At 45.5% G+C, this 14,591-nt stretch carries 12 protein-coding genes and 1 pseudogene; 8 read left to right on the top strand and 5 right to left on the bottom strand.

The genetic code is table 11. The annotated features are described in order from the left end of the window. Nucleotides 1-52 precede the first annotated feature (52 nt). Nucleotides 53-1,863: pseudogene (locus DMB88_RS06175) on the top strand (5'-nucleotidase C-terminal domain-containing protein). Between the two features lie 659 nt (nt 1,864-2,522). On the opposite strand, the gene DMB88_RS06170 reads toward DMB88_RS06175, so the two are convergent. Both DMB88_RS06170 and DMB88_RS06165 read right to left on the bottom strand, forming a co-directional pair. Then, nucleotides 2,523-4,295, bottom strand: coding sequence for a proline--tRNA ligase (locus tag DMB88_RS06170; protein WP_128100647.1), 1,773 nt, complete (start codon nt 4,293-4,295; stop codon nt 2,523-2,525). A gap of 437 nt (nt 4,296-4,732) precedes the next feature. Then, nucleotides 4,733-6,682 (bottom strand): FAD-dependent oxidoreductase, encoded by a 1,950-nt coding sequence (locus tag DMB88_RS06165; RefSeq protein WP_128100646.1) that lies wholly within the window; start codon nt 6,680-6,682, stop codon nt 4,733-4,735. A 383-nt stretch (nt 6,683-7,065) separates the two neighbouring features. On the opposite strand from DMB88_RS06165, the gene DMB88_RS06160 reads away from it, so the two are divergent. Further along, nucleotides 7,066-7,734 carry a 3'-5' exonuclease gene (locus DMB88_RS06160; protein WP_128100645.1) on the top strand — a complete coding sequence of 223 codons (669 nt, stop codon included), beginning with the start codon at nt 7,066-7,068 and terminating at the stop codon, nt 7,732-7,734. Between the two features lie 34 nt (nt 7,735-7,768). On the opposite strand, the gene DMB88_RS06155 is transcribed toward DMB88_RS06160, so the two are convergent. The 3 genes from DMB88_RS06155 to DMB88_RS30155 form a co-directional block, all read right to left on the bottom strand. Next, nucleotides 7,769-8,743: a helix-turn-helix transcriptional regulator gene (locus tag DMB88_RS06155; RefSeq protein ID WP_128100644.1), complete on the bottom strand. Its 975-nt coding sequence runs from the start codon at nt 8,741-8,743 to the stop codon at nt 7,769-7,771. 218 nt (nt 8,744-8,961) lie between these two features. After that, on the bottom strand, nt 8,962-9,666 hold the full coding sequence (locus DMB88_RS06150; protein WP_128100643.1) for a hypothetical protein: 705 nt from the start codon (nt 9,664-9,666) through the stop codon (nt 8,962-8,964). Nucleotides 9,667-9,883: 217 nt separating this feature from the next. Continuing rightward, the gene (locus DMB88_RS30155) at nt 9,884-10,051 is read right to left on the bottom strand and encodes a hypothetical protein (RefSeq protein ID WP_164848622.1); all 168 of its coding nucleotides are present in this window, start codon (nt 10,049-10,051) and stop codon (nt 9,884-9,886) included. Between the two features lie 308 nt (nt 10,052-10,359). Here DMB88_RS30155 and DMB88_RS06145 point away from each other — a divergent pair, with 308 nt between their 5' ends. The 6 genes from DMB88_RS06145 (at nt 10,360) to queF (ending at nt 14,492) form a co-directional block, all read left to right on the top strand. Further along, nucleotides 10,360-10,815 (top strand): hypothetical protein, encoded by a 456-nt coding sequence (locus DMB88_RS06145; protein ID WP_128100642.1) that lies wholly within the window; start codon nt 10,360-10,362, stop codon nt 10,813-10,815. Between the two features lie 21 nt (nt 10,816-10,836). Then, nucleotides 10,837-11,541, top strand: coding sequence for an AIM24 family protein (locus tag DMB88_RS06140; RefSeq protein ID WP_128100641.1), 705 nt, complete (start codon nt 10,837-10,839; stop codon nt 11,539-11,541). A gap of 473 nt (nt 11,542-12,014) precedes the next feature. Next, nucleotides 12,015-12,695 carry a 7-cyano-7-deazaguanine synthase QueC gene (queC, locus tag DMB88_RS06135; protein WP_128104338.1) on the top strand — a complete coding sequence of 227 codons (681 nt, stop codon included), beginning with the start codon at nt 12,015-12,017 and terminating at the stop codon, nt 12,693-12,695. Beyond that, a complete protein-coding gene (queD, locus tag DMB88_RS06130; RefSeq protein WP_128100640.1) occupies nt 12,692-13,183 on the top strand; it encodes a 6-carboxytetrahydropterin synthase QueD in 492 nt (163 codons plus the stop codon). The genes queC and queD overlap by 4 nt, the downstream gene beginning before the upstream one ends. 73 nt (nt 13,184-13,256) lie before the next feature. Further along, a complete protein-coding gene (gene queE, locus DMB88_RS06125) occupies nt 13,257-13,967 on the top strand; it encodes a 7-carboxy-7-deazaguanine synthase QueE (RefSeq protein ID WP_254438618.1) in 711 nt (236 codons plus the stop codon). Nucleotides 13,968-14,000: 33 nt separating this feature from the next. Continuing rightward, nucleotides 14,001-14,492: a preQ(1) synthase gene (queF, locus tag DMB88_RS06120; RefSeq protein ID WP_128100638.1), complete on the top strand. Its 492-nt coding sequence runs from the start codon at nt 14,001-14,003 to the stop codon at nt 14,490-14,492. The last annotated feature ends 99 nt before the right edge of the window (nt 14,493-14,591 follow it).

The following is a 14,591-nucleotide window of genomic DNA, read 5'->3' as shown; positions in this document are numbered from 1 at the left end:
ATGAGCTATACACGCTCAAGTAGATTACTATTTTGGGAGGTTTCGGATTCATATGAAAATCTGGAAGAATTACGTTTCACTTCTGCTAACGGTCTGTTTGCTGTTTGGCAGTGTAGGCATGGCTGCGGCTGCGGATACCACACCGGGCACAGGCAAGCACATTACCATTCTACATACGAATGATACACATGCACGCGCAGTTGAATCCTCACCTGCGATGGGTTTCGCTAAAGTAGCTGGAATTGCGGACAAATACCGTAGCGAAAACCCGAATACCCTCCTGCTTGATGCTGGAGATGCTGTACACGGCACTACGTTTGCCACACTGGTTAACGGTGAGAGCATCGTCAAAGTCATGAACGAAATGGGCTACCAAGCCATCGTACCTGGTAACCACGAGTTCAATTATGGCTCTGATCGCCTCGTTGAGCTTGCGGACATGATGAATTTCCCAATGCTTAGCGCTAACGTGAAGAAGAAAGACGGTACTCGTCTTTTTGAACCTTACCTGATCAAAGAAGTAGATGGCGTAAAAATCGGTATCATCGCTCTGACTACACCGGAAACAATGTACAAAACGAATCCGAAAAACGTAGAAGGCCTTGATATTACAGATCCAACTGCGGAAGCTAAAGTGCTTGTGAATGAAATCCGCAGCAAAGTAGATGTTGTTGTTGTATTGGGACACCTTGGACAAGATGCATCCAGTACAGATACTAGCTTCAAAGTCGTTAAAGAAGTGCCTGGCATTGATGTATTCATTGATGGTCATAGCCACACTGTGCTGCAAGATGGTCTGGTTTCCGATAACGGAACACTGATCGCTAGTGCTGGAGAATACACGAATTTCGTAGGGTTATTGACCTGTGGGTAGATGCTGGTAAAGTAACGAAAAAACAAGCTACATTGATTGATGAAACAGAAGCAAAAGATATTAAACCCAATGAGAAAGTAGCCACTTTGGTGAACTCTATTCAGAAAGAACAAGAACCCATCCTGAAAGAAGAAGTAGCTAACACAGCTGTTCTGCTGGACGGTAAGCGCGAACAGGTTCGTGCAGGAGAAACAAACCTTGGCGACCTGCTTGCAGACGCTATTCGTAACGTAAGTGGTGCAGATATTGCGCTGACGAATGGTGGCGGCATTCGTGCTTCCATTGAAGCAGGAGTAGTAACTAAGGGTGACGTTATTACCGTTCTTCCTTTTGGTAACCAGGTCGTAACGATTGATGTGAAAGGTTCCGATGTTGTAGCTGCTCTTGAAAATGGCGTAGGCTCCTACCCTGAACCAAGTGGTGGTTTCCCGCAAGTATCCGGTATCACATTCAGCATTGATCCTTCCCAAGACAAAGGAAGCCGCGTGCATTCCGTAATGGTTGGAGATCAAGCGCTGGATCCAGAAGCTACGTATACACTGGCTACGAATGACTTCACAGCTGTTGGTGGAGACGAATACACGATGTTCGCGAAATATCCAACAACTGGCATGTACGGTGCACTGGATGAAGCATTGATTGAATACATGCAACAACTCGGTGCTGTAGATATCAAAACAGACGGTCGTATTAAAGAAGCTGCGTTGCCTGCAGCTGAACCAGAAGCTCCAGTAACAGAAACACCAGCTCCGGTTACACCGAAGCCAGAAACGCCAAAACCAGAAACACCGAAACCAGAAACACCTTCCAAACCTACACCAAGCAAGCCAGCACCAGCTAAAGTGCATGTTGTTAAATCAGGAGATACCCTGTACTCCATCTCCAAACAATACGGTACAACATGGCAGGCATTGCAAAAGCTCAACAAAATCAAAAATCCACACTGGATTTATCCAGGTCAATCACTGAAACTGCCAGCGGCTTCTTAAGCTTCATTCCAAAGCAAGAGTGTGCGTGGAAGATTAGCGTTGCATGTGAGTGCAGCCTAAACTAGTGAATTGAACGATAGTTTTAATGAAGAAAGGGTGTTCCTCAGAGCCGCTAACGGCTGATGGAACACCCTTTCTTCGTTATTATTTTGCTAGACTCCTGAATTAGTATACGAAGCGTATCGGCCATTTAAAGGCTTCACTAGAACTTACCACGCTGACCTTCTTACTTTAACAGCCTTGCTGCGGTTCTACCTGCTTCATTTTCCAGACTCCGCGCGAAAAACACATCTTCCGTACTGCTCTGGACAAAAAGCTCCTTCTTCATTTACTGCAGCGAACTATAGCCGATATCCCTAAAATTACCATTATGATAGGCTTCAATGTATTTTGAATCGTCCATTTTAGCATTTGAATGTTGCGTATTTGCACAATCATTCCTAGAAAAGGCTACGCAATTCGCTCCCTTAAACGTAAACCTGTTGTATACAGAATACAACATACAACAATATAGTGGTTAAGCATGACGATATGCAAAATTTGAAATTATTTTCTATGACTCTAGCCCTCTTTTTCCGGCTTATGGATGTCATCATAACTGATTTTAACCTTATCGCATAATAACTGGACCTATATCTACTCAGCATATCGGCTCCAAATTACAGATGTTCCTTCACAAGTTTTACAGCCTCTTGCACAGCCATACTGGTTCGTTTAGAATCCCCAGCTATCGTAAACACATGTGATCCCAATTCAACCTGTCCCTCTGCCGCCCCTCTTCCAATGACGATCTGCACAGGCAATCCAATCAGCTCTGCATCCTTGAATTTGACGCCAGGCCGTTCATCTCGATCATCCAATAATACGCTGTATCCCGCCTCAATGAGCTGCTGCTCCAGCTCAAGCGTCAACTTCTGCTGTTGTTCATCTTTCCAGCTCAGCGTGATGAGATGTACATCGTAAGGAGCAAGAGACGCAGGCCACTGTATACCATCCTCACCTGCATATTGTTCAGCTACCGCTGCCATTAAACGTGATACACCTATACCGTAACATCCCATGACAGGTGCGCATTGACGCCCATTACGATCAAGGAAGGACGCGCCCATGGCATCACTGTACTTCGTTCCTAATTTGAAAATATGCCCCACTTCGATCCCCTTCGTAAACAAAAGTGACTCTCCGCATGAAGGACAACCATCACCTTCTGTTGCAAAACGAACAGATTCGACACGGCTTACAGGGAAATCTCTACCCGGACGCACTCCTGAAAGATGGATATCTGCCTCATTGCCTCCCGTAATCGCTGCTACCATCTCAGCTACATCCCGATCCACGATCAGGGGGATGCTCAATCCGATAGGGCCCAGGAAACCTACGGTCAATTCAGAATGACCTGCGAGCGCAGCTTCATCAGCCAAGTTCAGCTCTTCCACACCTAATACTTGCTTCAATGCAATATCGTTAACTTCATGATCTCCACGAACAAGTACCGCAACTAATTTGCCATCCGCCTGATACACCAATGTTTTGATGATAACTTCCGCTCCAACGTTCAAGAAAGAGCTTAATTCATCTATCGTACGAATGCCCGGTGTTTCTATTCGAGTCCACGTTGCATCTGAGTTAGCATCAGACTGAATATCCGGATTCCATTCGGAATCAGGCAGACTCGCTGTGCCTTTTTCACCCGAAGAATTCGAACTGGAAGCTTGGTACCCGGCCTTCTCCAGATTGGCTGCATACCCACACTTCTCACAGGAGACAATGGTATCCTCACCCACATCGGCAAGCGCCATAAACTCATGCGTCGCCCCTTGCCCGCCAATCGTTCCAGCATCCGCCTCAACGCGCATATAATTCAAGCCACAGCGTTCCAGAATGCGTGAATACGCCGTGTTCATTGCTTGGTACGTCTGGTCTAACTCTTCCCAATTAGAAGCGAAGGAGTATGCATCCTTCATCACAAACTCCCGACCACGCAACAAACCAAACCTTGGTCTGCGTTCATCTCTGAATTTCGTTCCGATCTGATATAACGTGAATGGCAGCTTCCGGTAGGAGTTGACCTCATCGCGCACCAGTGCAGTCACCACTTCTTCATGAGTTGGCCCAAGCGCAAACTCACGTGCATGACGATCCTTCAAGCGCATAAGCTCCGGCCCATATTGGTTGTATCTTCCAGACTCTTCCCAGAGCTCGGCAGGCTGCATAATCGGCAACAATACTTCCTGACATCCCGCACGATCCATCTCTTCGCGGACGATACGTTCGACATTTAACAGAACACGTCTCCCCAAAGGCAGATAGCTATATATCCCTGATGCTAATTGACGGATCATCCCGGAGCGCAGCAACCAACGATGTCCTGCTGCATCTGCCTCTGCTGGTGCTTCCCGTAATGTAGGGATTAGAATTTCACTTTGTCGCATTTGGCTACACCTCTTCTTTTTGTCATCTGATGTACACTAAAATCATTGGATAAACAGCAAAAAGACACATCCGTCAAGGGACGAATGTGTCGTGGTACCACCCTTATTTAACTGCATGGATTCAGCTTGATCACCCGCTAATGTTCTCTTGAACTTGAGCGCACTGAATAAGCCAACGCCGCTCGTACTAAAGAGCAAGCAGCCGTCATGCAATCCTCTAGAGCATAACGGGCTCATCCGGCGGAAGTTGCAGTCATTGACCTTCTCCTCCGCAGCTAGCAAGGCGGGAATTACGAAGCAGCAACGAAAACCTCACACCCATGGTTCTCTCTCTGTTGAAGCCAACCGTCGTAATCATGTCCTTGTTGATCGCTGTTACCATTTTTGATCACATTAGTTCATTACTCCATAATTGTCAACTAGATGTGTCTTATAGCTTATTCAAACACCTTACCTGAATGATATTCGACCACATCACGGAGCAGCATGTATGCATCTCCATTCGTGAGCTGGTTTTTGTCTGCAATCCCATCTAGCGTAGCATCGCTGATCAGATTGTCCCGCTGCAATTCAGCTAAAGCTTGCCTAGGCGGTATGGATGCTCCATCAGGCTCAATCATTAGCCAGATCATGTATGCAGCCTGATCGAGTGATAGCGGCATTGAAGCCGAATTAGTTATGTTTGCGATAGCTTCAGTAGCTTGCCCAGGGTAACTGCTCGGGAACATTGCCTGCATCCTCTTCAATTTACTGAGGAAGCGCTCTGGATTCATGGCAACATCCAAGTCCCATCCATCATTATTATAGTTACCAGAGGTCATGTACATACTTGCAGCAGCTACTAAACCTCGGTAATCCTTATGCTTCATATAGTCTGGTTGCCCAAACGGTTGCATGGATAAATCCATTCCCTGATTCTCCAGCATGGTACGTAGTTCGGTTGCCCGTTCTTGTGAAGCAGATAGCTCGCGAAACGTTTCCTGGTGGAGATATGCCAGCTTGACCGCTGCTCCCGCAGCTTCTCCTGTCGCCATTCCTAGCGGCACAACTCTTGCGCTTCCGTGAGGAATGGTGTCATAACTCGCTGCTCGTCCAACAACCAACAGACCATCTACGTTCAAAGGCACCAAGGCACGAAAAGGCACGCCATATTGAATCGGACTCATCATAATCGTACCTGGAAGCCCGGCACTTGTGCTTTGGATATCAATATCGTAAGAGCCATAGGCGATAGCATCCCAATGATCCCGGTTTTCCAAGAGGTCAGCGAGCGTCAATCGATATTCGCCATAGATATGGCGTGATTCTCTCACATAAAGTTCATCGGCAGTCCCCTCATACTGAAGACTGGCGAACTCAGGGTAATTTTTTTGCAAATAGTCTACAATTCGCGGAGCCTCTTCCCTACCTATCCGTAACCCCTCCTGCACAGAGGCTGGATCTAACGGATCGACTCCAAAGATCTGCATCGTGTTAATCAAAATGGTGTCGTCATTCTGTCTGCCAATGTTCAGGCTACGAATTTTCACACGCTCTGGATCAGTTGATTCATAGTTTCGCGCATCTCCGTAACCCCAGGCACTCATTTTATCCACACCTGTTCCTTCTCTGTCCCTGAACTTCTGCCACACCTCATCTGTAACACCACTTAGCTTGAAGACAAGGGTGGATACCATCTTAGACTTGCCGTCTCCAATGTCCTGCCTGCCTATAGAATAAGGCGCTCCAGCTACTGCGGCAATATCTGCATCTTGGGTCGCATCGATGATCGAACGCGTTGCAATACGTACAGTTGTTCCATCCTCCGTCGTAATGTTCATTCCCGTGATGGTCTTCTGGTCACCCGAAGCAGATTCGGTTACAGGTTCCATATGCTTCACATGCATCAACAGATCAATGTTGGGTTCAGAACGAATCATTTGGTAAAAAACGTTCGCAGCGGTATTTGTATCAAATGAACTTCCCTCAATCTGATCAAACCATTCTTGAAAAATACCTTTGTTCAAAAAGTCAGCCTGCCGCAAGCTGCTTAACCATTGTGGCTGATCAGGAGAGTAATTCAAATCCAGCGTATTCAGCCCACCCTCTGTCATTAATCCCCCAAGCATATTACGGTCACGCGCTTCTGTGAGCAATACAGTCATTCCGTTTCGAGCAGCCGACAATGCCGCAGTGATGCCTTCCGGGTCGGTTCCAGCAACAATAACATCATAGGATTCAGCTAGCTCGGTCGTCGATTGTACAGCCTCCAACGGCTGCCACACATAATTATTGTTGAACTTATAGTTTTTGTTCCAGATATAGAAGGCCCCATAAGCAGCACTACATACAACGATAAATACAACCGCTGCGATTAGAGCTATTCTACTTTTTTTACGTTTCCCCACCTAACCTAACCCCCATATGTAATCTAATGTCATAAAAAAAACACTTCCCAATGACCTTGGCCATGTCAGGAAATGTTAAATTATACATTGATCTCTTGTGTTCAAACGATCTACCCATTCGAACATGCTCATAACAAAAACTTGGAACTTTCCCCTAACTTTACCCATTATAAAGTTCACATTTTTCAATGTAAAGGGTCTTGCGCCCTCAAATGAATCGTCTATTGCGCTTCGTATTGTGCTCTCTAGCCCCTTCTTCTTCCTGCTATGAAATGTGCCATGGTGGCTGACATGTTGGATTCTTCCCTGTAATATAGAGAGATAACAATCAGTTCGTTGTCACGCTATATTATACATGTACATTTCACAAAGGAGTTCATCCCATGCCATATATTATTTATGATCTGGAATTTACCGTAAGTCGCAATGCTCGCTACTCTTCCGAAATAATTGATATCGGTGCAGTAAAGGTTATAGAAGGCGATAACGGCTTGTTGGTTTCCGACACGTTCCATACTTATGTTCGTCCTTCTAACAAATCGGTACTCTCTACCGATACAATTCAGTTCACAGGTATTACCCAAAAAGACATTGATGCGGCTCCACTCTTTCCAGATGCGATACGACAATTCATTGCATGGATGGGTAGCGACCCATACTACATGTGCTCATGGGGGCCAGATGACCGCAGTAAGTTAATCTCCCATTGCCGGACACATCAGCTCGATGTGGCTTGGATCATGAATCACAACGATATACAGAAGCAATGGTCACGCACTGTGCGCAAAGAAGGTAAGTTCCGCCAGCTCGGACTCGCTCAAGCGCTTGAACTATGCGGAATTGAATTCGATGGTACACAGCACCGCGCACTTGATGATGCAGTCAATACAGCCAAAGTATTCATCCATCAATTTGAGAGTTTTAATCTTGAGACGAATTGCGCCGCAGATGATGAAGGCATCACATCCAAGGTGGTCTATTCCAGTAATGAGGATGATGATCACGAATCACCTTTTGGAAACTTGGCTCATCTCTTTAAGAGCAAAGAATAGTTTATACTCGCATGACCAACGCAAGGAATGCTTATTAGGTAGGAGCTTGTTTATAAACTTGCTGCCAACGTTCTAGGCATTCCTTCATTCGGTTTCGATATTCCTTGGGTTCAAGAATCTCTGCATTGGGACCATACTGGGTCAACCATGTTAGTAACTCCCGATCATCACTCAGGATTACTTCAAATAATAGCGTGCCCCCAGGCTCGCTCGTCAGCAGAGGACGTACGATATATTGCTGCTGCATCACATGCTCCACGGCATTTGGAAAAAATCGAATTTTAAACGCAATCCACTCGGTAGCTTTACCATCCCTTGGGGTTCGGAAATAGTTCTGTAACAGGAAGTCATCTTTGCGGAATGTGCGAGGCAAAATCCGTATGTTCTGTAAACGACCCACTTGAAACCTCCTCAGCTTTGCCGATTGATGGCAATATGCGAGCAGATCAAATCTGTACTCTCGAGGAATTAGACTATAAGGATCAATTTGCATGACGATCTTTTTCCCCTCGGTGAGGTACTCTGCTTCAATCGTGTTCTGAGAAATACTAGCTTCAAGAAGGGTAACCAGCGTACTATTCATCATATCAGAATTTTCATTTTGCCAGACGGGTAGCCCAACTTTAAACAACCCACTAATGTGCTCCGACCATTCCACCCGCTCCGTCTTATTTTTTTGACTTGAAGCGATGACCTTCTCATATGCACTCTCAAAAGCTGGCTTCAACAACGGGCGGATATGCTCCATAACCTCAGCCAAATGTAAAAAAGCTGCCGCTTCATCATCTGACCAGTTCAAGGGATACATCGCAAACTGGCTGATAAACATATACCCTCTGCCGTGCCCCATATTTGCAATCGGAATATGCATTGCACTGAGGGCCTCCATATCGCGGTATATCGTCCTTTCCGTTGTCTCACACCGCTCAGCTAACTCACGAGCCAGAATTCCAGGTTTGGCCTGCACAAGCGTGATAATGCGCATTAATCGGATCAGTCGGTCTGTCATTTTGCCGGATCCTCCACGATGTTGTTTCAATAAATTTGTTACAACTCCATCCATTTTTCATGATGAAGGACATTGCATGTTTGAACTTATTTACCATTTCTGTTTTTTTGCAATATCCATTATCATGTTCATAGTTAATTCGACTTATTTCTTGACTTCACCTTTAAAATCTATGTAGAAACAGTTATTGGCATCACGTTATGAATGGTTCTATATCCCTACTCACCTAACATCGTTTTTCCGCGAACCTGGTAAGGATTAGCATACGTAATTCCATAATGATAGCGCAGTTTCTCCACTATTTCGGCCTCTTCATAATAATCCAAATCCTGTTTGCGGGCTGCTTCAATTAGCAGGGCATCCGCATGTCGACGCAGCAGATTACTTCCTTCTTGTACACGCCCTCTTTCATAAGCTCGTAGAGCCTGTTTAATCAACGGCACTGTCTCACTAAGCTTAATGGTCTTCTCGACCTTAGGATCCTCAGGTTGCCTCAGCATACCCAAATGACTCGTATATTGAATGTACAACTGCTCTCTTCGGAGCAAAACTCGCTGGCTCTGTTTCAGTTTGCGCGTACTCCAGTAGGCTGAACATACAGAAGCTTTGCCTGATAACCTGGAACCCATCGCAAATTCGAGTAAGATCTGTTTACTCTCGCCTTTATAGACATCTCCAAGCCGTAGCACCCAACCGATATCTGTTTCTTTGGATCGGCATCCGTAAATGCCCTTAAGCTCGATTCCATATTCCGGTTTGAGCAATAATTCCAAGTCTCTAGACACAATTTTAGGTGCTAACTTCCTGAGTCTTTTGGCAGGGGAACCGTTGCGCCATTCAATCATCATATACACGGGGTCAGCTCCTCCCGTCGGTATGGCTTCTTTGTTCCACGAATAACAAACTTCAAAGACTGAGTTCACTACGTCGTCTCCCCCCGATTTTTATGTATTATCTTCTAAGTTATCAGGGTGAATGGACACTATATTGTCACGGAACGTATGTTCGTATATAAAAATTACACAAAAATAATTAGATACGATTTATTCCTTCTATATCTCTCTAATTACGACACTAAACGACAAAAAAGCCTGGCTAATGACCATGCTTTTTGAAGTATTATTTGTGGCAAGACCTAACTCACATTGCAGATGAATTATTTAAAATTTGAGGTATCGACTGATTCCATTCTGTTTCTGCAATCGGTGCATACGTGACACTATCAATAATTAGCTTGCGTCCGATTGGCTCGCCATTGACTGTAATCATAATGGTTTTGGTTGGTGTTCCTCGTTCTGTAGATTGCATATTGTTCTGCTCCTTTAGTTTACGATCTTCTTCCGAAATCGGATATATTATCTTCATTAAGTTTTTCGTCTTTGTGAAGAGCAAGCACCCGGAACTGGGGTAATATTGATAAGTAAGACTGTCCGTGTGCTCCCTTATCGTTCTATTACCCTGACACTTTGTAAACGAAACGAATTGATTTATCTGCAAAAAATGATGATACCCTGAACCCAATGCGTTACTTTTGTCGTATAATGTAATAGCCATGTTTTCATTTAATTTCAATGATTCGTCAATTGAACCTACAACATCGAAAGAAGGTGTTATGAATGCCAAAATCGATTCATCATGCTCTAATTCGGGTGTTACTCACCACATGCATTTTATTTACTGCCTCGTTGACTTCTACAGTACATGCAGCAAGTGCCAATATATTTTCAGATATATACAGCGGATGGGAACGGGTAGCCGAACTTCCAGGGGAAGTGAATGCCCTACAGCAAAGTTATCAAGAAACCTTAAACAAGCTTAATGAAACATCAGCACAGTTGGGACAAGCCCAGGCCAACGTCGAAGCCTTCAAGGCCCAGAATGATCAGTTAATCGCGCAAAACCAAAAACTGACCGAAATGGTAAGCCAATTGCAGGACGATCAAAACGCCAAAAATGCTACCGCCAAACGAATACAGACGATGATTATTACAATCGTTGCTCTTATACTGGGTTACTTTATCTTGATTCGTCTCATGCGTTTGGGAATGCGTCGTCGCTCAGGCCGAATCTAAAACGAGAACAGGAGCAGCCGCATGCACATACACCTCAATACCGTTGAAGCTGGTGGCGCTGGACAAGTCGTTACATTCTCGCTTGTTCAGGACGACCGGCTTCATATTCTGCATCCACAGCAAATCGTTGCATTCCGCGGCTCCAGCCATAGCCGTAATGATAAATTTATGAACATTTCAGGCATTGTCCGCAAGAAGAAGCTAATTAAATCGGAAATCTCTGGTCCCTGCCAGTTTGTCGCTGCGCTCCCTCCCGGTTTTACGATGAAAGAGGTCGAACTGGATGTAGAGAGTGATCTGCTGTACGACTTCCGACATCTCTTTTTTTACTCCGATGGCGTCACCATGCATACCAAAATTCAGAAAATTAAAAATATGCTTATCACCCAAGATGCGGTCAAAATGAAGTTCTCAGGAAAAGGCAAGATTGGATTGTTAACTCAAGGCCAAGTATGCCAACAAGAGCTGCATCCTACCGCTCCGCTCTATGTCGACGCAGGCAGTATTATCGCTTATCCCGAGAATGCACACTTGGAACTGACCGTATACGGGAACCATCTGGCGAGCCAGCATATGAACTATCATTGGAAGATGACCGGACACGGCTCAGTTCTATTTCAAGCAGGACGTGAGAATAGTAGACTGGAACGGGATGTGAACGATGAAGGTCTGTTCAAGCGGATTCTAAAAGAAGTGATCCCTTTCGGAAACGTTCTAATTAAATAATGCATTTCACCAACGAAAAAATCTGGGGATAACCGCGATCAGACGTTTATTCTGTCATCGAAGTGGCAAGTGTAACCACTTTATTGCAGTGAGGTAGCCACGAAGCGGTTTCGTGTTATAATAGATCAGACATTTGAAGAAGAAAATCCATGCCACTAGGCATGGGAGAGGTTCGCGAACTCCCTCTACAAGACTTGATCCAATGGGTCAGTACAGTCTTGCGTACATGATTGAACATGTGGACACCGTGTTATGCACTTGTTGTACAGCAGTTCAATGCTTTTGTGTTGATGACACAAACAAGTATGTACGTAAAAAACTAAGGACACTGGATTGGAAATCCGCTTTTTTGAAGCGATTTGCAAGAAGGTGTGTTTTTTGATGGATGTTAGTTCATGGACTTCTCTGTTCTTCCGACACCCTATGCCTAAGTGCATGGCGTGATCTTAAGAAGATGGAGAGGTTTTTTTATGTTGAACGAAGAAAAAGCAGTCGTTGTTTTCAGCGGCGGTCAGGACAGTACAACTTGTTTATTCTGGGCCAAACAGCAATTTGCTGAGGTTGAGGTGGTTACGTTTGATTACGGACAGCGCCATAAGCTCGAGATTGAATGTGCCTCAGCTATTGCTAAAGATCTCGGTGTGCAGCAGACCGTGCTCGATATGAGCCTGCTCAATCAGCTTGCCCCTAACGCGTTAACTCGCAACGATGTGGAAATTACACATAATGAAGGCGAGTTGCCTAGTACTTTTGTGGATGGACGTAACCTGCTGTTCCTTAGCTTCGCTGCTATTCTTGCCAAACAAAAAGGCGCACGTCATCTCGTCACAGGTGTATGTGAAACCGACTTTAGTGGATATCCAGATTGCCGAGACTCATTTGTTAAATCAATGAATGTCACTCTTAACCTGTCGATGGATTATCCGTTCGTGATTCATACGCCCTTGATGTGGCTGGACAAAGCCCAAACTTGGAAGATGGCAGATGATCTCGGTGCCTTTGAATATGTACGCGAGCGTACACTCACTTGTTATAACGGTGTCATTGGAGATGGCTGCGGAGAATGCCCTGCTTGTAAATTGCGCAAAGCTGGATTGGATCAGTACTTGCAGCAACGTACAGCAACAGGACACACGGGAGTGGATGTGCGATGAGAGAGCCTGGAACATTCCGTATTGTTGAACGTTTGCAGCGGATTGACGAGGATATCCTGCCTACACAGCTAAGATATCATCGCAAACGTGTACTGGTCAGCAAGGAGTTTACTTTTGACGCGGCACATCATCTGCACTGTTATGAAGGTAAGTGCAAGAACCTGCACGGTCATACGTATAAAGTTATTTTCGGCATCAGCGGTTATCCGGGTGAAACCGGGCTGACGGTTGATTTTGGACATATTAAAGATATATGGAAAACACAAATTGAAGGTTATCTAGATCATCAGTACCTCAATGAAACATTGCCTTTAATGAACACAACGGCGGAAAATATGGTCGTATGGCTGTTCGAACAGATGGAACACGCGCTTCAGACGGAGCCATATGCGGCACTCACTGAAGGCGGACGTACGGAGTTTGTAAGACTATATGAGACACCAACCAGCTATGCCGAAGCGAGACGGGAGTGGATGATCGATGAGTAGCACGAGTCGTCTTCAACCGCAGGAGGATCAGCTTGAACCTTCTAATAAAGAGCAGGCTCCGCGCATTCCTGTAATGGAAATATTCGGCCCTACCGTTCAGGGAGAAGGTATGGTCATCGGGCAGAAAACGATGTTTGTCCGCACTGCCGGCTGCGATTACCGTTGCTCCTGGTGTGACTCTGCTTTTACCTGGGACGGCAGCGGCAAAGACCAGATTCAGAAGATGACACCTGAGCAGGCATGGGACGAATTACGCCGTGTTGGCGGATCACGCTTCTCCCATGTCACCATCTCTGGTGGTAATCCTGCCCTGCTCGCTTCGCTGGATGGCTTAGTTAAGCTATTGCGTGAGCATCACATCCGTACAGCTGTAGAGACACAAGGTTCTCGCTGGCAGCCATGGCTGGCAGACATCGACGAAGTCACCGTCTCGCCTAAGCCGCCAAGCTCTGGCATGGATACGGATTGGAACGTGCTGGATGATGTGATCGCAAGGCTCGCCGCAGGTTCACCAGAGCGAAGTCATAGTCTGAAAATCGTCATCTTCGACGAGACAGACCTGAACTATGCCCGGCGTGTGCATGCACGTTATCCGGGAACCGATTTATTTTTGCAGACAGGTAATCCGAATGTGACATCAATGGATACGCCTGATCTTGCGGCTTCTCTGCTCACTCGTTATGAGTGGCTGATCGACCAAGTCAGTGCAGCTGACGATCTGAATAACGTCCGTGTGCTCCCACAGCTTCATACATTGGTATGGGGAAACAAGCGCGGCGTCTGAGATATATAATGAAATAAGGAGCGTTATAAACCAATGAGACAACCTGATGAAATGCAAGATATCACGTTACTGGGTAACCAGAACGTAAAATATACCTTTGAATACGATCCGGGAATTCTGGAAAACTTCGATAACAAGCATCCGTACCGCGATTATTTTGTTAAATTCAACTGCCCGGAGTTCACTAGCCTGTGTCCCATCACGGGTCAACCGGATTTTGCGACAATCTATATCAGCTACATTCCTGATATCAAAATGGTCGAGAGCAAATCCCTCAAGCTGTATCTGTTCAGCTTCCGCAATCATGGAGATTTCCACGAAGATTGTGTGAACATCATCATGAACGATCTGATCAAGCTGATGGATCCACGTTACATTGAAGTGTGGGGTAAATTCACACCGCGCGGCGGCATTTCCATTGACCCGTACACCAACTACGGTAAACCGGGAACAAAATATGAGCAAATGGCCGACCACCGTATGATGAACCATGATATGTATCCAGAGACGATTGATAATCGTTAATCGATAACGCACCGGAAGCCGAGCCCTTCAATGATGGAGGAGCTCGGCTTTTTTGGCTTTTTGAGACATGTAGAGGATGGTTTGGTTTTTTTGATTATA

Origin of the sequence: Paenibacillus sp. DCT19, assembly GCF_003268635.1 — a bacterium.
GTDB lineage: Bacteria > Bacillota > Bacilli > Paenibacillales > Paenibacillaceae > Paenibacillus.
This window is presented reverse-complemented; position numbering and strand designations above follow the sequence as displayed.

Bases quoted from the DNA above. Each gene is read 5' to 3' on its own strand.
- DMB88_RS06145 (WP_128100642.1), top strand. From the start codon at position 10,360: ATGCCAAAATCGATTCATCATGCTCTAATTCGGGTGTTACTCACCACA.
- DMB88_RS06140 (WP_128100641.1), top strand. From the start codon at position 10,837: ATGCACATACACCTCAATACCGTTGAAGCTGGTGGCGCTGGACAAGTC.
- DMB88_RS06160 (WP_128100645.1), top strand. From the start codon at position 7,066: ATGCCATATATTATTTATGATCTGGAATTTACCGTAAGTCGCAATGCT.
- queF (WP_128100638.1), top strand. From the start codon at position 14,001: ATGAGACAACCTGATGAAATGCAAGATATCACGTTACTGGGTAACCAG.
- DMB88_RS30155 (WP_164848622.1), bottom strand. From the start codon at position 10,051: ATGCAATCTACAGAACGAGGAACACCAACCAAAACCATTATGATTACA.
- DMB88_RS06155 (WP_128100644.1), bottom strand. From the start codon at position 8,743: ATGACAGACCGACTGATCCGATTAATGCGCATTATCACGCTTGTGCAG.
- DMB88_RS06170 (WP_128100647.1), bottom strand. From the start codon at position 4,295: ATGCGACAAAGTGAAATTCTAATCCCTACATTACGGGAAGCACCAGCA.
- queD (WP_128100640.1), top strand. From the start codon at position 12,692: ATGAGAGAGCCTGGAACATTCCGTATTGTTGAACGTTTGCAGCGGATT.
- queE (WP_254438618.1), top strand. From the start codon at position 13,257: ATGGAAATATTCGGCCCTACCGTTCAGGGAGAAGGTATGGTCATCGGG.